Origin of the sequence: Elizabethkingia occulta, from assembly GCF_002023715.1 — a bacterium.
GTDB classification, from domain to species: domain Bacteria; phylum Bacteroidota; class Bacteroidia; order Flavobacteriales; family Weeksellaceae; genus Elizabethkingia; species Elizabethkingia occulta.
In genome coordinates this window covers 322,103-342,179 of sequence record NZ_MAHX01000016.1, presented here as the reverse complement: position 1 = coordinate 342,179, position 20,077 = coordinate 322,103, and the positions used below count along the sequence as shown (strand labels likewise).

The window sequence follows — 20,077 nt, the reverse complement described above, 5'->3', positions numbered from 1 at the left end:
ATGGATGAAAAAAAGAATTGGGATATACAAATTAAAAACTTTGCAGAATACTTAAAATTCGAGAAAAATTTTTCCAACAATACTTTAGACGCTTATATCAGAGATCTAAAAAAACTGGCTGAGTATACTCAGGAATTTTTAGAGGATTTTTCACCAGAAGATATCACTTATGATCATTTATTAGACTTTATGCAATATCAGTCTAAACAAGGCATTAGTGAAAGAACTCAGGCTCGTTGGGTATCTTCTACAAAAGCTTTTTATAAATATCTCTTCGAAGAAGAATTGATACAGGAAAATCCTACATCTTTACTGGAGGGACCAAAGTTGGGTTTATATCTGCCGGATACCCTTAGTTTTGATGATGTGGAAAAACTAGTTTCAGTTATTGACCAGAGTACTGATATTGGACAGCGGAACTTTTGTATCATCGAAGTTCTCTATGGCTGCGGCCTCCGTGTTTCAGAATTAATTGATCTTAAATTATCCGACATCAATTTTAATGAATCTTATATCAGGGTTGAGGGTAAAGGTAAGAAAGTAAGGTTTGTTCCGTTGGCTCCTTATACGCAAAAAATTCTTCAGAATTATATTCAACATACCAGAAGCCACATGCGTGTAGCTCCAAAAAGTACAGACGTAGCTTTTCTGAATACCAGAGGAACAGCTTTATCGAGAGTAATGGTATTTATCATGATCAAAGAAATGGCTGCAAAAGCAGGGATTTACAGAAGTATTTCTCCGCATACATTCCGGCATTCTTTCGCTACACATTTATTACAAAATGGAGCCGATCTTAGATTTATACAGGAATTATTGGGTCATTCCAGTATTACAACTACCCAGGTATATACACATCTGGAGACAGAGAACCTAAGGACTGCTATTATTGATTTTCACCCGCGAAACAATAAACATCATATAGAATAATATGCTAAATCTACAATTCTGCCCGAACTGCGGAAAAGAGAGTCTTACTTTTAACGGAAGGAAAATGCATTGTGCATCCTGTGACTTCGTTTTTTACAATAATACTGCTGCTGCTGTTGCTGTTGTAATAAAATGCGGCGACGAGGTTATGCTAACCCGAAGAAATCAGGAACCTTCCCATGGAAAACTGGATCTTGCCGGCGGATTTATAGATTTTGAAGAAACAGCAGAGAATGCCTGCCGCAGGGAATTATTCGAAGAAATGCAGATAGAAGTTGACGAAAGTAAACTGAAATACATCTGTAGTATCCCCAATACTTATCCCTACAAGGATATATTATACCATACTATGGATCTTTTCTTTGAATATGAGGTGACAGAAAAGTTTGATGTTGTACTCGAAGAGCATGAGATTTCTGATACGATCTGGGTTAAAAAAAATGAGATTGACCTGAATGAAATTGCTTTTGAATCGCAAAAACTATTTTTTGAAAAATACAGATTGCAGTAGACTTATAAACGACTCTGAAACAGCCGGAATATATAAACATCATAGGTTTTAGAAACCTATGATGTTTTTTTAGTCAAAAAAATGAAAATGCTAATAAGCTTTCTGTCTTCATCTGAATTCATGGTCTTAAAAGTAATTAACTAGCTGATACAGAAGCCCTTTACTTTCAGATATTCTTATAAAACTTGTATAATAAATCAATATTACCGGAGCAAAGTATAGGCATTGCTTCTACAAGAATCTCTTCATCCCATTCCCACCATTTTATTTCGAGCAATATTGCTATATGGTTTTCACTAAATCTTTTTTTAATCAGTTTTGCAGGATTACCTCCAACAATAGCATAAGGCTCTACATCTTTTGTCACTAATGCACGGCTGCCTATTACGGCACCATCCCCTACTTTTACTCCCGGCATAATCATCGCTTCACCTCCAATCCATACATCGTTTCCTATTATTGTATCACCTGCATTTTTAAAGGCATCTATGCTGTTTTCAAAGGCTTCCACTTCATTCATATAAAAAAATGGAAAACTGGATATCCAGTCATATCGGTGTCCCTGATTGCCTGCCATTATAAAACTAGCACCAGTTCCCACAGAACAGTAAGATCCTATAATCAATTTATCTACGTCATCTCTGTCTGGCAACAAATAGCGGGCACAATCGTCAAATGAATATCCGTGGTAATAGCCTGAATAATAAGAATATTTACCGGCAATGATATTAGGATTTTGGATATGATCTTTTATGATTTTCCCTTTGAAAGGGCTTTCGAAGAAATTTTTCACGTTTATAACTTTTAAATTTAACAATAGAAGAAATAGGGGTTATATAATAATAACTCCTAAAAAGTGGTGTATGTTAATTTAAAAAAGCTAATGCGTTAATTTTATAAGTCAAATTTATAAAAATATACCGTAGCTATGACTAATAAAGCGCTTAATACTTGTTATCAGTCAGTAGCTTCTTAAAATACTCAGTGAGTGTATTTCTTTCAGTATTATTCAGATTTGCTTCCGGATGCTTTAATATATATGCAGGCATTGGCATAGAACGTTGTTCTATTGTAGAAACAGATTTCTGTAATATAGTTGTCTTCTGATCTTTATTGTACTGACTCCATTCAGAATAATTCAACCGTGCTTTACCCTCATTTACGTGGTCTTTTACCGTCCACGAAATAGGCGCAACATAAGAGTACCATGGATACTTCGTCTCATCAGAATGACAATCATAACAGGCACGCTGTAAAAGCTGCGTAACATCTGCCGGAGATTGTTGCAGACTGACAAAGTTATCTTTCTTATTTACAGGTTTATTGGTTCTGTTTACAGGAATAAGCTGGATAACAACTAATACAACAAATCCCCAGAACAAGATTTTCTTTATCATAGGCTATCGCTGATATCCCGGGTTTTGTAACTGCTGTTGTTGTTTCTGATACAGATCGTTCTGCTCTTTCTTCGTCTTATCGTCTTTATCTTTAGCCTTCTCTTTGGCTTTTTCTTTTTCCTGTTCTTCTATACTCTTAATTCCTGCTCCCGAAGGCATTAATGAATCCTCCTGATCTTCTTTATCATTTACAGATGTATCTTTCAGATCCCAGTTTTCTACTTTATCCCAAAGAGGTTTTACGGTCATTTTTTTACGATACAGATATGCTTCTTCCGGCTGGATATGTTTTTCGAAATCTGCACCGTCCCACACTCCGTTTTTATTATTATCTACCAATATCCTTATAGAATAAGTTTCTGCTTTCAGGTTTTCGAATTTTATTTCTGTTTTACCTTCAACCTTCTGTTCTTTTACAACATCAAAGTTATCATTCAGCAACTGAACCCAGAATGGTGCAGTAGGAGCATTAGCTAAACGGAAAACTAAAGACCCATATTCATCGCTTTTACCAACATCAAAATTGAATATAATTGGCTTTGCATTTTTAAAATAGAATGCGGACACACTTTCTTTCCCTACTCTAAGGCTATATTTTTTTCCGGCCAGAAGCTGGGCATCAACCTGAATTTCAAACGGATTTGTTTTAGAAATTTGCGCCTGGAATGGCACTACAGTAGTACTATCTGCTTTCAGTTCCCACTGTGCAAAATCCACTTTATCCAAGGCCATATTAGCTTTAAGCCTCAGATTGCTTCCCGGAGGAAGTGTTGTACCGGAATTATTGTTTAGTGTTAACTCGTCTTTAGTATTTACTTTATAATATGTTGAAACAGTATCAACCTTTTTCTTCACATTGTTGTAGAAAGAGAATTTCACATTCGTTGAAGACTCTTTGAAATCATTTCCTTTTGGATTTATCCATATATATGCAGAGTCCGATTTAGGTTTACGTTGTATTTTAAAATCAGAAAGAGCTGATCCTACTTGATTTATCTGAAGACTATCATCCGGTTTCCCTTCGAAAACCATATTAAGGCCTCCAGGAATTGGTTTGGTTTCAACAAATCTGAATTTTTTCTTTGGCGGAGACAGCAACAGACGTAATCCTTTTTTAGGTTCTGTCAAATGCAGAGGCTCTGGTAAGAAAGCAACTCTCTCTTTTCCGGAATCGTAAATACTGTTCTGATTATCATCCTGAAAAGCAACAAGATTATAATCTCCGGCAGCCAGATAATTTAATTCAAAATACCCATCCGGATCTACTCTCGAAATATAATATGGCTTTTCTTTATAATCTTTTGCATCTGCTTTATACAAGCCTACAACAAGAGGTTTCTCTTTATCGTTTGTATTGGTATCCTTACTATTCTTTTTCCTTGGTGTGAGAACATCATCTACATTACCACTTATATAAAGGCTATCTATAGTATTCCCTGTTGAAAAAACAAAGTTGTAATATGGAAGTACATTCCCCTCATTATTATCTGCAATACTATTTCCGAAATTGAAATTATAGGTTGTATTTGCCTTCAGTGTATCTTCCCATTGGATCAGGATATACTTATTCGCCATAGCAGACGGAATAATCTTTTTTAATTTCTTTATAGGCGGAGAAATAACCAATTGCTTGGATGCATCTTTCAGGGTAATATACTCATCAAAATCAATCCTTAGCTCTTTAAGATCCGTCGAAACGTTCTTTGCTAAAGAATCTGGTTTTGAAGATACAACCCTTGGTGGTGTTTTATCCTTTTCTCCTCCAACAGGTGCTCCCACCCTTGCGCAGGAAAAGAAGAGAATTATAAATAACAAAAAGAAGGCATTTCTCATACGGCAAATTTAGCAATTTTCTATTCCCCTGCGTCAGAAGGTTTTTCATCTACAGGAAGTCTGTCCAGTTCTTTACTCAAACGCTCTCTTTCAAACGGAAAATTTTCAAATAATCCAGATAAAGCTAAAGTAGAATAAACTCTGGAAGAATATTTATTTCCGATGGCTATAATCGTTACTTTAGATTTCAACAAATGCCCGAATACAGCATTGGAACCATGCCACCATCCATTGTGATAAGTGAGTTTTTCTCCATTATCGAAGATTTTCATTCTGAAACCTATACCATAATTATTTACACCAGCTTTTTCATTAGAATATGGCTGGAATACAAGATTCATAAGCTCTGGTTTTAAAAAATCTTTAGAGAATAAAGCTTTGGAAAAATTATACAAATCCCGGGGCGTCGTATAAACATTCTTATCACCATAAATCAGGTCCAGATAATCCAGTGGAAACAATCTTTTTCCATTGTTATAGAAAGACTGTCCTGCTGTAGGAATATCTTTTTCCTGAAAGATATAAGTATTATTCATCTTTAAAGGCTTGAAAACCATCTCCTGCATAGCCTCCGGGAAAGGCGTTGCTGTAACCTTCTCTACAACCAGAGCAAGCAATGCAAAGTTGGTATTGCAATACATAAATCCGGTATCTGGTTTTCTGGCTAATTCGGGTTTATTTTTAATAATAAAATCCAGAATAAATTTATTACTGATATAATTGGCTTTCGGCACTTTTGCATCTTCCAGAAAATGTTCGTATTTAGGTAATCCACTACGCTGCTTCAAAAGCATTTCTACGGTAATTTCCGGATAAGGAAATCCCGGAAACAATGTAGTAAGTGGTTCGTTTAGTTTTAATTTACCTGCCTCTATCAGCTTCATCACAGCCATAGCAGTAATCGGCTTACTAACCGATGCCACGTGCAATGCTACATCTTTCGTAATTGGAACGGTATTATGCTCACGAGCAAATCCTCTGTATTTTTCATACAGAATGTCGTCTCCTTTAGCAACTAAAACACCACCGCTAAGATCTCCCTTTTCCCATACATGTTTATAATAACCATCTATAGCCTGAACTGTTGCATTCCTATCTGCAAGTTTAGAATCTTCGGGAGAGAAAACTTCTTTTAAATTGACACTTCCATAGTTGGGAAGCTTACTTTCGTATTTTTCATCATTAGACTGCGCTTTTCCACCTTCTTTTTTACAAGCGGTAAAGGTTAAGGTGCAAAGTAAAAAAAGAGCACTATACTTCTTCATAAATAACATTTGAATTAAGGAACGGCAATTTATAAATTTAATTGTAAAATCTTGTCAACAATAAATTGCGCAAGCTTAATTTTGCTTTGGACAGTCCAACCAGCAATATGTGGTGTAACAATTACTTTTTCGGAATTTAACAAATAGTCTAAATCGGAATTCTCTAAAGTCTGAATATTTTCGAAAGATGCTTTTTCAAATTCCAGAACGTCCAGACAGGCAGCTTTTACTTTTCCTTCTTTTAAAGCTTCTACTAATGCCGAGGTTTTCACATGTTTTCCTCTTGCAGTATTTACCAGGTAAAAGTCTTTATTCATATTACGGATAAAGTCTTCATCTATTAGATAATGAGTCTCTGGGGTCTGTGGAGTATGAAGACTTATAATATCAGCTTCTTTCTGCAAAGTTTCCAAACTAACTTGTGTAGCATATTCATCACCAAGATCAGGAAGAATATCATAAAAGATAACTTTCACTCCAAATCCTGATAATCTTTTAGCGACAGCCTTTCCCATATTACCATAGCCAATAATACCAAAGGTTTTCCCCATCAGTTCATCTCCACGATTCTCCTCACGCAGCCATATTCCGTTTTTAACCTCCAACGAGGCTATGAACAAACGATTCATCAGGACAAGTAGCATTCCGATAACATGTTCGGCTACGGAGTCTCTATTGCCTTCCGGCGAATTGATTAATGCAATACCCAGCTCTTCTGCTTTTGGGGTATCTATATTTTCCATTCCGGCTCCTACACGGGCCACAAATTTCAGTTTTTTTGCTGCTTCCAGAAATCTGGCATTTACAGGAATCCGGCTACGGATAATGATACCGTCGTAAAGATGGATTTTGGATAAAACTTCATCGTAAGAAGAAGTGTAATCTTCTTCAAACTGAAATCCTTTTGCCGAAAGCTGTTCCACAATAAGGGGGTGGTTTTTGTCCAATAAGAGTATTAAGGGTGCTGACATTACAATTGGGAGTTTATTAGTGAATGGAGATAAAACAACCAGCAGATTTAAATATTAAATCTGCCGGACCATTTTTGTTATTTAGAAGATTTAAATCTCTCCTGAAAAAAGCTTTTTCAGCTCTACAGATTCTGTAGGCTTCATTCTTCCGGATAAGATTAAGCTTAGCTCTTTACGACGTAAAGCAGCTTTATAGCGCTCAATTTCTTCATCTGTTTCTGGTTCCAATTCAGGCACAGGCACAGGTTTATTGAATTCATCTACTGCTACGAATGTATAAATTCCCGCATTAGTATGAATTTTCTTTCTGTGAATAGGATCGTCCAGCCATGCATCTACATATACCTCCATAGAAGTAGAAAATGCACGGGAAACTTTAGATTCCAGAACTACAACACTTCCTTCCGGAATAGGTGCATTAAAGGAAACGTGATTTACAGAAGCGGTTACTACTCTGCGCTCACTATGTCTGGATGCCGATATAGAAGCACATCTGTCCATTCTTGCAAGCAATTCTCCTCCGAAAAGATTGCGCAAAGAGTTTGTCTCATTTGGCAATACAATATTGGTCATTACAGTTAATGACTCTAGTGCTTTTTTCTTTTTCTCCATTTTTTATCTTTTGAACTCCAGTGGGGAGCTGCCTTTTTTATTGAATCTTTTTTTATACTATCTGCCTTTATACTATCCGTCTTCAGCTTCAAAGCTTCCTGTTGTTGTTTTTGCAACAATTCTTCTTTAGTAGGCACATGTACTTTCTTCGGTTGCGCATCATCAAAAGATTTCTTTCCGAAAATTTCTTCTTTTTGTGTAATTCCGAAATAAGCAATAGCTCCTACACCACCAAGTGCTAAAAGTATCCAGATCCATGATCTGTTTGCTTTATAATCACTGGCTTTCTTAGCTTCGTTTTGTAAACTTTCAACTGGCTGAATGCGGGTAACTTTTGGTAATGAAATTTCTTCAAGACCATAAAAAGAGTTACTCAGGATTTTTTCTTCCGGAAAAAAAATAACCTTCCCGGCATTATTCATCCATTTGCCCAGACCTTTAACCTGGACTTCTCCTGTTGACATCAGTTCTCTTATCCATTCCTGAGCGTGACTGGTATAGCTATTTTCTACGGCTTTTTTATCTGCAATAAACTCTATTTCCTGTTTCGGCGGGAGAATTTTATCATTGGCCTCATCTACTTCTGCATGCTTGGTAATGAGGTTCAATGTCCCTAAGCCAGAAAGTTCTACTCTCTTTCGGCTTTGTAAATCATGTATGATTTGCTGTGCAATATTCATCATGGGCAAATTTATTATTTTATTACAGGACTGCAAAATGGAAGTAGAGAGTCATTTGCATTTTTTAAAATATAATCATTCAATATCTTATCTATCTTATCCTAGTAAAAACTACAGCACGCATAAATGCGTGCTGCAGCCATAATAAAGTAAATTAATATAGAAGATGATTTAGTGAAATTTTAAAGAGATCCCTGCCAGGAAATTGGCTCCCGCCTGTGCATAATAGAATGGACCGGAGTAACCATTATTAATATATTTTTGGTTAAATATATTGTTCACCAAAAGACTGAAACCTATATCAGTTCTACCCCATGCAACCTGGTAACTCGCTATAAAATCTGACAGATAATAAGACTTTATTTTACTCTCCGGCGCATTCGTGTTATCTAAATACTGAGAACCAACTAATTTATTCACCAGAGAAAATTGTAAGTCTTTAACCGGAAGATAGTTTAGAGTAAGGTTTCCTATAAAGTTCGGAGAGAAAGAGGTATTCGTTGTTCCTAGATTTTCGGTCTCGGTTTCTGAAAGCTGAACGATATAATCTTTGTTTTTATTCTGACTAAAAGTAGCATTCAGTAAAGCATTAAACTTCTCTGAGAACTGATATCCCGCTCCCAATTCTATTCCGGCACGGTAGCTTCTCCCTACATTTTTTCGCAGTGAAGCTCCTACTCCATTGATAGCTCCGATAAGAACTAATTGATCCTTATACAGCATGTAATAAGCATTCGCCGTTATTGATAATCCATTGAAAGTTTTGTTATATCCCAATTCAAAATCATGAAGCGTCTCAGGTTTTACATCGGGAGCATTTACAATATCATCTCTTACCGGCTCACGGTGAGCATTTGCATAGGACAGATATAGAGTACCTCCATCCAGATGATAATTAAATCCAACTTTAGGATTAAAGAATGTAAACTTTTTATCAAATGTCGGAGCTTCCTCAGCACTCGCTTTTATCACATTGGAATGGTAAGTAATATTTCGCAATTGCAGATCACCAAACATTTCTAAGTCGCCAAATTTATACAAAGCTTTGGCATAACCCGAGATCTCATTTTTAGTTGCGTTATTTCTGTAATATTCAATTGGAAGATCAATTTGCTGTAGATTGGATCCGCTTATAATTTGTCCGTAATGCCTGCCATAATATTGATTAGCAACTACACCAAAATTAAGATCCCAATTGTTTACCTTACCATTCAGTTCCGATACAATACCATAAAAATCGTTATCCAACCACTTTCTGCGGATCATATCACCGCTTGTAACAGTTTCTGTTCCTATCACATATGGAGGAATTCCGTATTTACTGAATTTCTGATTGGATTTATAGTTTTCATAATATCCCAACCCACGTGTATAGTGCAAGGTAGTATTTAGTTTCCAGTTATCGTTGAAACGCTGTTCCCATAATAAATGATAATGCTGTTGCTTGTAGTTATCCGTTTCATTTTTATAGAAACCTATGACTTTGCCATCTTTATCATAAATTTCTCCTGATGGATTGTAGCGTGGATTGATCTCATACTGAGCTTTAGAAATTCCGTTCCAAGCCTGATAAGTCTGCTGATCTCCACCAAAAGTCTGAAAACGGATCTTTGTATTTCCATCCTTATAAACACCGACAAAATTATAGGAATTAAGATCCGAAAACGCCCTGTCTATATAACCATCCGATTTTATAATAGAGTAACGTCCCATAAAGGAGAGTTTACCATTTAGTAAACTTCCTGTACCAGCTTCAAAGGAATGTTTATGTGTGTTAAATGAACCCATAGAATTTTGAGTAGAGAAATATGGCTGCTCTTCCGGATCGCGTCCAATAATATTAACACTTGCTCCAAAAGCAGCTACTCCGTTAGTAGATGTTCCAACTCCACGCTGGATAATTACATTGGAAGCTGAAGATGTAACATCCGGAATGTTTACAAAAAAAGTTCCCTGAGATTCGCTATCGTTATACGGAACACCATTCAGCATTACATTGATACGAGTACCATCTACACCTCTGATTCTTAAACCTGTATATCCTACACCGTTACCGGCATCGGTTGTTGTTTCTACAGATGTCTGGTTTTTAAGAAGATAAGGTAGATCCTGTCCCAAATTTTTTCTTCCTAAGTCTTTTTCTACATTAACGATATCTTTCGTTATGGGAAGTCTCTTGATAACCCGAACCTCATCTATTTCCCGAATAGTATCTTGTTTGCTTTGCGCAAAAGCTATTGATGCAGCACTTAGTGCTGATAAAAAAAATAATCCTTTCATTCTCACATATTAGTTGTGGAATAAAAGGATGCACCTAAAATGACCAGGTCATTTTTACTTAGTTTCCCTTGGCAGCATTACCCGCCCAGGTTCGTAGGGTATAATCTCAGCCTCTTAGAGGCACCCCTTTTTCCGGGAACAAAGCTAAAGCAAATTTCTGATATTAAAAAATTTTAACACAGCAGAATATTAATCATTTAGCCCGTTAATTTTACATAAGAACTAAGAGCCTGTTTTAATTTTAATTCAAGACATGTTAGACTTCCACAGGCTCAGCCTGACACCTATAAAAGAAAGATATTCTGGATAAACAATGTCACTCTGAGTTAAGTCTATAGTGAGCTTGACTAACTATCGAAGAGTATTATACTATAAAGTTAAGCCAGTTTTAATATTTATCAATTTCTAATTTTGGCTTCGTGTTTTAATCTGATATTTATTGGATGCTTTGTCCATAAAGAAGTATTTCTTTCCGTCCTGGCTTACCTCAAATAAATGAGCCTCTTTCCATGACATATTCTTCTTAATATCTTCATATTCAAAACCAATAATAACGTTGTTATTTTTATCTACAACTCCGAATTTATCATTCTTTATTGCAATAATCATCGGATTCTCCTGATCATCGGAATCCATGACAAACAAATACTGGTATTGCGGTATTATATAAACCTGCGACAGATCTGCTGCGCCTTGAAGGTCTTTTTTTACAAGTCCATAATTCTCACCATTCTTGTAGATCGTATATGCAGGCATTTGAAAATCTTTTTTGCAGCGTCCCAGATCTTCATTCTTATACCGATATAAGGCTTTACCTGTTTTGTCAATCCGATAAGCAATTTTATCTATCTCTACTGTAGCATAATTCTGCTTACCATACAGTCTAATCTTCTCATTTGGTGACTGTGTAAGATTGCAATCTTCGGTAAAAAATAAAGCCAGATTAAATTTTGTGGGAATTATAAGCCTTCCTGTAGTATTGATATAACCATACTTCCCGTTTCTGAAAACTGGGATCAGCTCCGGAATATCATTCTTATTGGAAGTAGTCTGTATTACCTTATTTTGCTGTCCGTAAGCAATTATACAGCATAAAAAAAACAAAATTATTACAGCAAATATTTTATTCATTTGCGTTGTGTTTACTCACAAATTTGAGAAAACTTCCTGCGTCGGACAAATTTTTAAGATTTTTTATAAGTTCCTCAGAAGCCAGAAAGAAATAACAATAAAAAGGATAACATAAATGGCCTTTTGTCCAAACAGTGCTTTTCTAAGCTTTGGATATTTGGCTTTCACTTTATCCTGATTAAAGATAAGGCCTGTAATAACATACGGAATTGCTATTATAAATAAAGGATTATAACCAAAAGCTCCGTTTATATCTCCATGCAATAAAGCATGTAAAGCTCTTTGTGATCCACATCCGGGACAGTCGTACCCCGTCAGTAATTTAAAAGGGCATTGTAAAAAGAATCCTGAAGTTTCAGGATTATATCGATAGAAGATATAAACTCCTACCCCGCATAGCAGAAGCAATACGGCTATAGAAAGGAACTTATACTTTTTTATTATTTCCATTCACCTGTTGTAGTAGAAAGCACAATTGTGAAGACATAAAATGCCACTACAATCGCAGCAATAATAAACCATGAAATCACAGACCATATTACCATTTGCTTTGCCAGTTTTGATGCTTTCTGAGCACCTAAAACATCACCTCTGTAGAATTTAGATTCCACCGAAGCGGCATTAATTATTCCTATAATCCCAAGAATCTGGCAGCAAAATACGGTAGCCAATACAGACTCTACCAGCCACGTTTTCGGAGGAAAGCTTTGTTGTGGATTAGGAGTCATTATAGAGGTATCATCAATGTGTTCCATAGCAATTTTAATTCAGCGTAAATATAATGCAAAACAGGCAATTTACACTATATTTATAACCAATCTAAATAAGATTCACCTTAAAAGCCCGTATAAAATTCGTATTTTTGTATACTTTTTCACACCAAATGTGTGATTTACTAACGAATAAAACTTTGTAGCATATGACCTTTGATTTGGATATGATCAAAAAAGTTTATTCTGATTTCGACAACAGAGTAAACGCAGCAAGAGAGTTTATGGGAAGACCTCTTACTTATTCAGAGAAAATTTTATGTTCCCACTTATTTTCCACTCAACAGCCAGAAGCTTTCAAACGCGGAGAATCTTATGTAGATTTCGCTCCGGACAGAGTTGCTATGCAGGACGCTACAGCACAAATGGCTTTATTACAATTTATGCAGGCTGGAAAGAAGAAGGTTGCAGTTCCTTCTACGGTACACGCAGACCACCTTATCCAGGCTAGAGTTGGAGCAGACAAAGACCTTCAAGAAGCAGAAAATAAAAACAACGAAGTTTATCAATTCCTTCAGTCAGTTTCCAACAAATATGGTATTGGATTCTGGAAGCCGGGAGCTGGTATTATTCACCAGGTAGTTTTAGAAAATTATGCATTCCCTGGAGGAATGATGATTGGTACCGACTCTCACACTGTAAATGCAGGTGGTTTAGGTATGGTTGCTATTGGTGTTGGTGGTGCAGATGCTGTGGACGTAATGGCAGGAATGGCATGGGAGCTTAAATTCCCTAAAATGATCGGTGTAAAATTAACCGGTAAACTTAGCGGATGGTGTTCTCCTAAAGATGTAATTCTGAAAGTTGCTGGTATCCTTACTGTAAAAGGAGGTACTGGTGCTATCGTAGAATACTTTGGAGAAGGTGCTGAATCACTTTCTTGTACTGGTAAAGGTACAATCTGTAACATGGGTGCAGAGATTGGAGCAACAACTTCTATCTTTGAATTCGATAAAAACATGGCTAAATACCTAAGAGCTACAGGAAGAGAAGCTGTTGCTGCAGGTGCTGAAGCTATAGCTGATAATCTAAAAGCTGATAAAGAAGTTTATGCAGATCCCGCTAAATACTTCGATCAGGTTATTGAAATCAACCTGGATGAATTAGAGCCGGCATTAAACGGTCCTTTCACTCCGGATTTATATACTCCAATTTCTCAGATGAAAGAACTTGCTGAGAAAAACGGATGGCCAACTAAAGTTGAGGTTGGTTTGATCGGTTCTTGTACAAACTCTTCTTACGAAGATATCTCAAGAGCTGCTTCTATCGCTAAGCAGGCAATTGACAAAAACTTGGTAACTGCTGCTGAATATACTATTACTCCGGGATCCGAATTAGTAAGATATACAGTAGAAAGAGATGGTTTCCTGGATACTTTTGCTCAAATTGGTGGTAAAGTATTCGCTAATGCTTGTGGACCATGTATCGGTCAATGGGCTCGTGAAGGTTCAGAAAAACAAGAGAAAAACACAATCGTTCACTCTTTCAACAGAAACTTCTCTAAGAGAGCAGATGGTAACCCGAATACTTATGCATTCGTAGGTTCTCCTGAATTAGTAACTGCGCTTGCTATCGCTGGTAAACTAGATTTCGATCCGAGAACAGACAAATTAGTTAACAAGGATGGTGTTGAAGTTCTTCTAGACGAACCTCAAGGTTATGAATTACCAATCAAAGGTTTCGATGTTGAAGACGCTGGTTATATCGCTCCTGCTGAAGACGGTTCAAATGTTGAGGTTATTGTAGCTCCTACATCCGACAGACTTCAGTTATTAGAAGAGTTTACACCTTGGGATGGCAAAAACATTACAGGTGCTAAATTATTGATCAAAGCATTTGGTAAGTGTACAACTGACCACATCTCTATGGCAGGTCCATGGTTGAAGTACAGAGGTCACTTAGATAATATTTCTAACAATATGTTGATCGGAGCTGTTAATGCTTACAACATGGAAACTAACAACGTAAAGAACGAATTAAACGGTGAGCATATGGAAGTTCCTGCATCTGCAAGATCTTACAAAGCTGCCGGAGTTCCAACGATTGTTGTTGGTGATGAAAACTACGGTGAAGGTTCTTCAAGAGAGCACGCTGCTATGGAGCCTCGTCACTTAGGTGTAAGAGCTGTATTAGTTAAATCTTTCGCTCGTATCCACGAGACTAACCTTAAAAAGCAAGGTATGTTAGCATTAACTTTTGCTAATAAAGAAGATTATGACAAAATCCAGGAAGATGACACAATTAACTTCTTAGATCTTGATCAGTTTGCTCCAGGTAAGCCATTGACACTAGAGTTTGTTCACGCTGATGGTTCTAAAGACATTATTGTTGCTAACCATACTTACAATGCAGGACAAATTGAGTGGTTCAAAGCAGGATCTGCACTGAACCTAATCAAACAACAAGGGAAATAATTAATTTAATAATTTCTCATTGAAATAAAAAAGCCTCGCAAATGCGAGGCTTTTTCTTTGAAATAATATAGAATTATGGATTGAAGGAATTAACTCACTTTAATCTCTTGTGCAGGGATGTTGTTTTCAAGATCCTTTGGCAGGATTACGGTAAGAATACCATCTTCATAACCAGCAGAAATATTTTCGGATGCAACTTTCTCATTAAGCTTAAAAGAACGCTCAAAAGATGAAGCATATACTTCCTGATAGATATAATTTGCTTTCTCCTTGTCTTCAGTCGCTTTATATGAAATAGTCAGTACCCGGTCTTTTATCGCTATATTAAAAGCCTCTTTTTTCAGTCCGGCAGCAAATAATTGAAGCGCGTAATATTCTTCATTTTCAGAGATATTTACAGGCTTGAAGCTGCTGATTTTTTCAGCAAACATTTCCTTCATTGGGTGCTTGCTATTGAAGAAACCTTCACGGAACTTATCGAATTTGCGGTCGAATTTTCCATTACAGAAATCTTTTTTGTTTCTAAAATCTTCGTTGTTATGATGTCTTGTATACATTGTTATTTTTTTTAGTTTAATAAATTAGTTAATTGGGATAATAGCGATATTTTCTGTTCTTGAATTTCTATAGTTTGGTCTTACAGCAAATTCACTATTGTTTGAGGGATTAAAGCCTATTGGCAAATTTTCCTGATAAGGTTCAAAGTATCTTTCTCTCCTTCTTCTGAATTTTGAAGCTACGAGAGTTCCTATTCCTGCGATTAAGGTAACGGCCAGAAGTAATTTAAAAACCATACCTATAATCAGTGTTGCTAAACCTGCGATCACGGTAATTCCGATCAGTTTAGGCAATATATAACGCATTTTGTTTTTCATTTTTTTTGATTTTAAAGTTTAATAATAAAGGCCTTTGTATTGAAGACGAATAAAGAATTTGTTTTACTTTAAAATTTTTGAAAATAATTTCAATTTATTTACCAAACGCCCTGTAACAAACGAAAAATTAATTAAATAAATTTTCCAACAAACATTAAAAACCCTGTAAATAAATTCAAATAAAAAAGACTGTCCTTTTCGGACAGCCTCATGTTTTTGGATTTAAAATACTACCTTTCTAAAGTATTATTAAATTTTTTAATAGCATTTTCTAATTGAGTTCGTTTACTTATATCCATTGCTTTCCCAGGAGTCGGGTTATTTTTGAATTCTTCTCGCTTTTTTAGGTACTCATTTCTTGTTACTGGAATTCCATTTTGAATTGAAGATATTTCAACTTGCTTTTTAGTAATTGCAATAACTTTGAATTTGTCGTAACCTTTAGTATCTTGAATATCCAAAATAACACCCGGCAATCCCTTAAATCTATATGGACCCTCTGAAATTGGGATGCTACTTGTGTACCATGCGATATATTCTCTTTTATTGAAAATTGTTACTGCCTTCTTACACTTATACCCCAAAATTTCTTTTTCATCTTTATAATGAGTACTCCACTTTAAAGGTTCAGTCTCAAATGAGAAATAATCACGTCCTATACGACTTGTTACAGTTGTTTTATCCTTGTCACGAAATACAAGATAATCTACTTTAGGTTTAGCTAGGCTCCCTGCATTAATCTCTGCCATTCGCCCCGTCGCTTTAGCATTTGCTAATTCAGCTTCTAAAGATCTTCTGCGTTGTAAGAAAGCATCACTATAATATATTGACGAATTTGAATTCAGATCTAAGATCATAATCTCTTCAATTCTCTCATTCAAATTTGTTGTATCTCTTGAAAAACTATATAAATATTTTACTTCTATATCTGAAGCATTTTTATTTTGGGCGAAAATGAGACTTCCAAAAAATAATAATATAAGAAAATGTACTCCCATCTTTTTTATGCCCATCCCCATGCTTCAACAGGAGCATCACAGTCATCCTCCATTCTGTTAATTTCTACTTCAAGACAACTGATATCAGAATTACCTAATTCTATATATTCCGTATAGCCACATGAAGAAGTAATTTTTACAGGATACCAGATGGCTTCTTCAGATGGATTTAGATTTGATTCTAATTTACTTTCTTTTATTTCTACGCTTTTAGCACTCATAAATCCTGCAACTCCGATCGTTGCAATTAATAATGATTTTTTCATTTTAAATAATTTTTAATTGTTTAACCCAACTAAGCTAAAAATAATTCATCAAACTACAATTTAACATAAAATATCTCTTGTAATTTATAATCATTTTAATCAATTGCTTTTTCTTATAAAAACATATACTTATATATAGATAAACTTTTATTTTATATCATGTTGAAGTTGATTTTCTTAATTTTCTTTTTAAGAAACTATAATAATCTATATTATAATATAGAACTACAAGCCACATATAGATTACACTTTAGATAAGGTTATAAAACAAATAAAAAACCCGAAACTTAAAAGTTCCGGGCTTCAATATTATTTAAATCGGCATCGGTCTCCAAACCGTTTTTGCCATTCCTCACGAAAGCGTTCCTTGTCTTCATCTGAAAACTCTTCCATTCGTCTTTTCATTTTCTCTTTAAAATTTCTTCCGCCACCTCCGCCTCTAAAGCGGAAGCCACCAAATAATATTTTACTCAGAACCATGATTCCGAAGGCCTGCCAGAAGGTAATCGCTTTTACCCCTAGTATTTCTGGTAATAATAAATTCCATAGCCATTGTACTAACCAGACCAACAGAAATATCAATCCGATAATTAACGGAAAGATTAACCAAAATTTCTTTTTATTTCTATGTCTAAATCTACGATCCATATACTTAGTCCTTAAGTTCGTTGTATAAATGTTTTAATCTTTTGCGAAGGTGTTTTACAGCATATCCTTTTCTGCTGATAATAGTCTTTAGATTCTCACCTTCTTCGTCTGCAATTTCCTGCAAAGTTTTTTCCTCAACTTCATTCTGAAAAAATACCCGCCGTTGGTTATCTGGTAGTTCATCCAGCGCCTTCATTAATTCGTCCCAGAAAATGTCTTTAAACATTTTTAGTTCCGGATTATTGGAATCATCTGCTAAAAGAATTTCTTTAATGCTGAAACTTCCGTCTTCATCTTCATAAGTGTAGTCTTCCAGAGAATCACTTTTCTTTTTCCTGTAATTATCGGTAATCTTATTTCGGGTTACCGAATACAGCCAGGCACCCACATTTTCCAGATCATCTATATTCGTTAAACGGCTGGTCTGATACCAGACCTCCTGCAAAATATCTTCTGCATCCTCAGTTTTGCTCACTTTTCCTTTGATAAAGCGAAACAATTGTGAGCCGTAATCCTTTACGACTTCTGACAGTGAAGCAGTTTTTTTTTCAGCCATTTCATTCAAATATAGCGAGTCCATATTTATGAAGACGAACCAAAAGCAAAATTACTTTAACTTTTTCAAAAAATTTAATTTATAACTCTCGCCAATGGGAATTTCGCCTCCGGAAATAAGGTTTACAGACTTAATGTTGACCGTCTTTATCTTATCCCGATTTATGATATAAGATTTATGAACCCTGATAAAAGAAGTATCAGGTAATTGTTGCTCAAAAGATTTTAGTGTGTCCAGCACTATATATTCCTGATGTTCTGTTTTTATATTCACATAATCCTTAAGGCTTTCAATATACAATACCTCATCAAAATTAATGCGGTGCTGCTGGCCGGAAGATTTTACAAAAAAATACTGACCTGCTGAAGTTTCATTATTAGAAAGTCGTTCCTGAGCCTTCAGTGCGCTTTTATAAAGTCTGTCAAACGAAACTGGTTTTAACAAATAGTCGACTACATTATATTCATAGCCCTCCAAAGCATATTCAGCATAAGCAGTTGTAAGGATATACTTTAACTTATTACCTGCAATTTCCATGAAGTTAATTCCGGTAAGCTCCGGCATCTGAATATCTAAAAATGCCAGATCAGCTTCATTATTCTGAATAAAATCTAATGCTTCTAAAGGATTCTCTGAACTAAAAACCAGTTCCAAAAACGGAACTTTCTGAACATAGCTGCTCAACAGAGAAACCGCCAGAGGTTCATCGTCTACAACAATACATTTAATTTTCTCCATATCTAATATGCCGTCAATTTGTTTGTATTCAAATCAATTTTCAAATCTACAATAAAAGTATCTTCAGTCTCCGTAATTTCTAACCAGTGATTATCCGGGTAGATTAATTGCAATCTCTTTCTTACATTCCCAATGCCAATTCCCGATGAAAAATCTTTCATCCTCTGCTTCTTGGAATTTCTGAGATAGAAATGCAATCTACCATTATCATCGGACACTTTCAACTCCATTCCTTTGCCATTAATATCGCCATGTTTAAAGGCATTTTCAACGAATGGCACCAATAGCATTGGCGAGATTGATAATTTCGGATTTTTGAGATCTTTATTAAATAATATCAGCTCTGGATTCTTAATCCTAAGCTTTTCCAAAGCAATCAGACTCTCCATATAGCCTACTTCTTTATCCAGCTGAATAAAGTCCTTCTCCAGATCCTTTGTACTATATCTCAACAACTGACTTAGCTCTTCCAACGCAGGTAATGCCTTATCGGAATTCTGATACACCAGCGAATAAATATTATTGAGTGAATTAAATATAAAATGTGGATTTATCTGGGTTTTCAATGCTTGGAGCTCCGCATTTTTCTTTTCTTCTATTAATTCATACTTCTCTTTTTCTGATCGTGAAAAAAATTTAAAAAGACAAAATGAGGTACTAAAGAAGATTGTAGCAGTACTGTAAAATATATTATCATAAAAGTAAAATAAAAGTGTTGTCTTTTCATGATAATTTCCATGGCCGGTTAAAGCTCTTAAAAGTACCTCTTCCACAGAGTACCTTAACAATGCAAAACAAAATACACTTATAAAAAAACCTGCTATGGTTAAATATAATCTCTTTATATCAAAAAATAAAGGAACAATAAAAAAGTAGTTGATATAAAAAGCTACAAAGCTAACAGCCAAAAAAGTAAAATCTAGTACTATAATTTTTTTATAGCCTGCAATAAGAGGAATCAAAATATTAGAAGTGATATTGAGTACCCAATAAAAGATATGCAGAAATATAATTTGGTTCTTTTTCATGCTCAAATTTAATGCTAGTAAAACATTTTCCAATAGCCATTTTCGACAAACCTGCTTTTTTCATCGACGAAAAAAACAATCATCCCGTAAATACCCTGCTTCGTCTAAATGCTATTTCAGAGGGTGTTCACACACTATACCTTTGGCATATCAAAACGATCAGATAAAATATTA

Annotated in this window: 22 protein-coding genes; 3 read left to right on the top strand and 19 right to left on the bottom strand. The window is 35.4% G+C overall.

Features of this window, described 5'->3' with window-relative positions; translation table 11 throughout:
- Complete coding sequence (gene xerD / locus BAZ10_RS12305) at window positions 1-930, top strand: site-specific tyrosine recombinase XerD (RefSeq protein WP_078772294.1); 930 nt, start codon at window positions 1-3, stop codon at window positions 928-930.
- Window position 931: 1 nt separating this feature from the next.
- Window positions 932-1,441: an NUDIX domain-containing protein gene (locus BAZ10_RS12300; protein WP_078772293.1), complete on the top strand. Its 510-nt coding sequence runs from the start codon at window positions 932-934 to the stop codon at window positions 1,439-1,441.
- A gap of 166 nt (window positions 1,442-1,607) precedes the next feature.
- Here BAZ10_RS12300 and catB read toward each other — a convergent pair whose 3' ends face one another.
- The 11 genes from catB to BAZ10_RS12245 form a co-directional block, all read right to left on the bottom strand.
- The gene (gene catB / locus BAZ10_RS12295) at window positions 1,608-2,234 is read right to left on the bottom strand and encodes a type B chloramphenicol O-acetyltransferase (RefSeq protein WP_078772292.1); all 627 of its coding nucleotides are present in this window, start codon (window positions 2,232-2,234) and stop codon (window positions 1,608-1,610) included.
- A gap of 151 nt (window positions 2,235-2,385) precedes the next feature.
- Window positions 2,386-2,838 carry a heme-binding domain-containing protein gene (locus BAZ10_RS12290; RefSeq protein WP_078772291.1) on the bottom strand — a complete coding sequence of 151 codons (453 nt, stop codon included), beginning with the start codon at window positions 2,836-2,838 and terminating at the stop codon, window positions 2,386-2,388.
- Window positions 2,839-2,841: 3 nt separating this feature from the next.
- Window positions 2,842-4,671, bottom strand: a complete 1,830-nt coding sequence (locus BAZ10_RS12285; protein WP_078772290.1) for an Ig-like domain-containing domain — start codon at window positions 4,669-4,671, stop codon at window positions 2,842-2,844.
- Window positions 4,672-4,691: 20 nt separating this feature from the next.
- On the bottom strand, window positions 4,692-5,936 hold the full coding sequence (locus BAZ10_RS12280) for a serine hydrolase domain-containing protein (RefSeq protein WP_078772289.1): 1,245 nt from the start codon (window positions 5,934-5,936) through the stop codon (window positions 4,692-4,694).
- A 29-nt stretch (window positions 5,937-5,965) separates the two neighbouring features.
- Entirely contained in the window at window positions 5,966-6,907 is a 942-nt protein-coding gene (locus BAZ10_RS12275) for a 2-hydroxyacid dehydrogenase (protein WP_078772288.1), read from the bottom strand.
- A gap of 90 nt (window positions 6,908-6,997) precedes the next feature.
- On the bottom strand, window positions 6,998-7,519 hold the full coding sequence (locus tag BAZ10_RS12270) for an acyl-CoA thioesterase (RefSeq protein ID WP_078772287.1): 522 nt from the start codon (window positions 7,517-7,519) through the stop codon (window positions 6,998-7,000).
- Complete coding sequence (locus tag BAZ10_RS12265; RefSeq protein ID WP_078722485.1) at window positions 7,495-8,202, bottom strand: hypothetical protein; 708 nt, start codon at window positions 8,200-8,202, stop codon at window positions 7,495-7,497. The genes BAZ10_RS12270 and BAZ10_RS12265 overlap by 25 nt, the downstream gene beginning before the upstream one ends.
- 168 nt (window positions 8,203-8,370) lie before the next feature.
- Window positions 8,371-10,479 carry a TonB-dependent receptor gene (locus BAZ10_RS12260; protein WP_078772286.1) on the bottom strand — a complete coding sequence of 703 codons (2,109 nt, stop codon included), beginning with the start codon at window positions 10,477-10,479 and terminating at the stop codon, window positions 8,371-8,373.
- Between the two features lie 405 nt (window positions 10,480-10,884).
- A complete protein-coding gene (locus BAZ10_RS12255) occupies window positions 10,885-11,610 on the bottom strand; it encodes a WG repeat-containing protein (protein ID WP_078772285.1) in 726 nt (241 codons plus the stop codon).
- A gap of 63 nt (window positions 11,611-11,673) precedes the next feature.
- Window positions 11,674-12,060: a DUF2752 domain-containing protein gene (locus tag BAZ10_RS12250; RefSeq protein ID WP_078772284.1), complete on the bottom strand. Its 387-nt coding sequence runs from the start codon at window positions 12,058-12,060 to the stop codon at window positions 11,674-11,676.
- Window positions 12,051-12,365 carry a CD225/dispanin family protein gene (locus BAZ10_RS12245; protein WP_059325645.1) on the bottom strand — a complete coding sequence of 105 codons (315 nt, stop codon included), beginning with the start codon at window positions 12,363-12,365 and terminating at the stop codon, window positions 12,051-12,053. Before BAZ10_RS12245 ends, BAZ10_RS12250 begins: the two co-directional genes overlap by 10 nt.
- Before the next feature lie 164 nt (window positions 12,366-12,529).
- Between BAZ10_RS12245 and BAZ10_RS12240 the strand changes: the two genes are divergently transcribed.
- Entirely contained in the window at window positions 12,530-14,794 is a 2,265-nt protein-coding gene (locus BAZ10_RS12240) for an aconitate hydratase (RefSeq protein ID WP_078772283.1), read from the top strand.
- An 89-nt stretch (window positions 14,795-14,883) separates the two neighbouring features.
- On the opposite strand, the gene BAZ10_RS12235 is transcribed toward BAZ10_RS12240, so the two are convergent.
- The 8 genes from BAZ10_RS12235 to BAZ10_RS12200 form a co-directional block, all read right to left on the bottom strand.
- Window positions 14,884-15,351, bottom strand: a complete 468-nt coding sequence (locus BAZ10_RS12235; RefSeq protein WP_078772282.1) for an Hsp20/alpha crystallin family protein — start codon at window positions 15,349-15,351, stop codon at window positions 14,884-14,886.
- Between the two features lie 24 nt (window positions 15,352-15,375).
- A complete protein-coding gene (locus BAZ10_RS12230; protein ID WP_024568547.1) occupies window positions 15,376-15,669 on the bottom strand; it encodes a hypothetical protein in 294 nt (97 codons plus the stop codon).
- Between the two features lie 230 nt (window positions 15,670-15,899).
- The gene (locus BAZ10_RS12225; protein ID WP_165689660.1) at window positions 15,900-16,667 is read right to left on the bottom strand and encodes a GLPGLI family protein; all 768 of its coding nucleotides are present in this window, start codon (window positions 16,665-16,667) and stop codon (window positions 15,900-15,902) included.
- A 5-nt stretch (window positions 16,668-16,672) separates the two neighbouring features.
- On the bottom strand, window positions 16,673-16,933 hold the full coding sequence (locus tag BAZ10_RS12220) for a hypothetical protein (protein WP_078772280.1): 261 nt from the start codon (window positions 16,931-16,933) through the stop codon (window positions 16,673-16,675).
- Between the two features lie 309 nt (window positions 16,934-17,242).
- A complete protein-coding gene (locus BAZ10_RS12215; RefSeq protein WP_078772279.1) occupies window positions 17,243-17,581 on the bottom strand; it encodes a hypothetical protein in 339 nt (112 codons plus the stop codon).
- Between the two features lie 4 nt (window positions 17,582-17,585).
- Window positions 17,586-18,161, bottom strand: coding sequence for an RNA polymerase sigma factor (locus BAZ10_RS12210; RefSeq protein ID WP_078772278.1), 576 nt, complete (start codon window positions 18,159-18,161; stop codon window positions 17,586-17,588).
- Window positions 18,162-18,188: 27 nt separating this feature from the next.
- Window positions 18,189-18,875, bottom strand: a complete 687-nt coding sequence (locus BAZ10_RS12205) for a LytR/AlgR family response regulator transcription factor (RefSeq protein WP_024568545.1) — start codon at window positions 18,873-18,875, stop codon at window positions 18,189-18,191.
- Window positions 18,876-18,877: 2 nt separating this feature from the next.
- Complete coding sequence (locus BAZ10_RS12200) at window positions 18,878-19,903, bottom strand: sensor histidine kinase (protein WP_078772277.1); 1,026 nt, start codon at window positions 19,901-19,903, stop codon at window positions 18,878-18,880.
- Window positions 19,904-20,077: the final 174 nt, after the last annotated feature.

Excerpts from the sequence above, each read along its gene's own strand:
- xerD (WP_078772294.1), top strand. The coding sequence starts at position 1 with ATGGATGAAAAAAAGAATTGGGATATACAAATTAAAAACTTTGCAGAA.
- BAZ10_RS12300 (WP_078772293.1), top strand. The coding sequence starts at position 932 with ATGCTAAATCTACAATTCTGCCCGAACTGCGGAAAAGAGAGTCTTACT.
- BAZ10_RS12290 (WP_078772291.1), bottom strand. The coding sequence starts at position 2,838 with ATGATAAAGAAAATCTTGTTCTGGGGATTTGTTGTATTAGTTGTTATC.
- BAZ10_RS12285 (WP_078772290.1), bottom strand. The coding sequence starts at position 4,671 with ATGAGAAATGCCTTCTTTTTGTTATTTATAATTCTCTTCTTTTCCTGC.
- BAZ10_RS12280 (WP_078772289.1), bottom strand. The coding sequence starts at position 5,936 with ATGAAGAAGTATAGTGCTCTTTTTTTACTTTGCACCTTAACCTTTACC.
- BAZ10_RS12275 (WP_078772288.1), bottom strand. The coding sequence starts at position 6,907 with ATGTCAGCACCCTTAATACTCTTATTGGACAAAAACCACCCCCTTATT.
- BAZ10_RS12270 (WP_078772287.1), bottom strand. The coding sequence starts at position 7,519 with ATGGAGAAAAAGAAAAAAGCACTAGAGTCATTAACTGTAATGACCAAT.
- BAZ10_RS12265 (WP_078722485.1), bottom strand. The coding sequence starts at position 8,202 with ATGATGAATATTGCACAGCAAATCATACATGATTTACAAAGCCGAAAG.
- BAZ10_RS12260 (WP_078772286.1), bottom strand. The coding sequence starts at position 10,479 with ATGAAAGGATTATTTTTTTTATCAGCACTAAGTGCTGCATCAATAGCT.
- BAZ10_RS12255 (WP_078772285.1), bottom strand. The coding sequence starts at position 11,610 with ATGAATAAAATATTTGCTGTAATAATTTTGTTTTTTTTATGCTGTATA.
- BAZ10_RS12250 (WP_078772284.1), bottom strand. The coding sequence starts at position 12,060 with ATGGAAATAATAAAAAAGTATAAGTTCCTTTCTATAGCCGTATTGCTT.
- BAZ10_RS12245 (WP_059325645.1), bottom strand. The coding sequence starts at position 12,365 with ATGGAACACATTGATGATACCTCTATAATGACTCCTAATCCACAACAA.
- BAZ10_RS12240 (WP_078772283.1), top strand. The coding sequence starts at position 12,530 with ATGACCTTTGATTTGGATATGATCAAAAAAGTTTATTCTGATTTCGAC.
- BAZ10_RS12235 (WP_078772282.1), bottom strand. The coding sequence starts at position 15,351 with ATGTATACAAGACATCATAACAACGAAGATTTTAGAAACAAAAAAGAT.
- BAZ10_RS12230 (WP_024568547.1), bottom strand. The coding sequence starts at position 15,669 with ATGAAAAACAAAATGCGTTATATATTGCCTAAACTGATCGGAATTACC.
- BAZ10_RS12225 (WP_165689660.1), bottom strand. The coding sequence starts at position 16,667 with ATGGGAGTACATTTTCTTATATTATTATTTTTTGGAAGTCTCATTTTC.
- BAZ10_RS12220 (WP_078772280.1), bottom strand. The coding sequence starts at position 16,933 with ATGAAAAAATCATTATTAATTGCAACGATCGGAGTTGCAGGATTTATG.
- BAZ10_RS12215 (WP_078772279.1), bottom strand. The coding sequence starts at position 17,581 with ATGGATCGTAGATTTAGACATAGAAATAAAAAGAAATTTTGGTTAATC.
- BAZ10_RS12210 (WP_078772278.1), bottom strand. The coding sequence starts at position 18,161 with ATGGACTCGCTATATTTGAATGAAATGGCTGAAAAAAAAACTGCTTCA.
- BAZ10_RS12205 (WP_024568545.1), bottom strand. The coding sequence starts at position 18,875 with ATGGAGAAAATTAAATGTATTGTTGTAGACGATGAACCTCTGGCGGTT.
- BAZ10_RS12200 (WP_078772277.1), bottom strand. The coding sequence starts at position 19,903 with ATGAAAAAGAACCAAATTATATTTCTGCATATCTTTTATTGGGTACTC.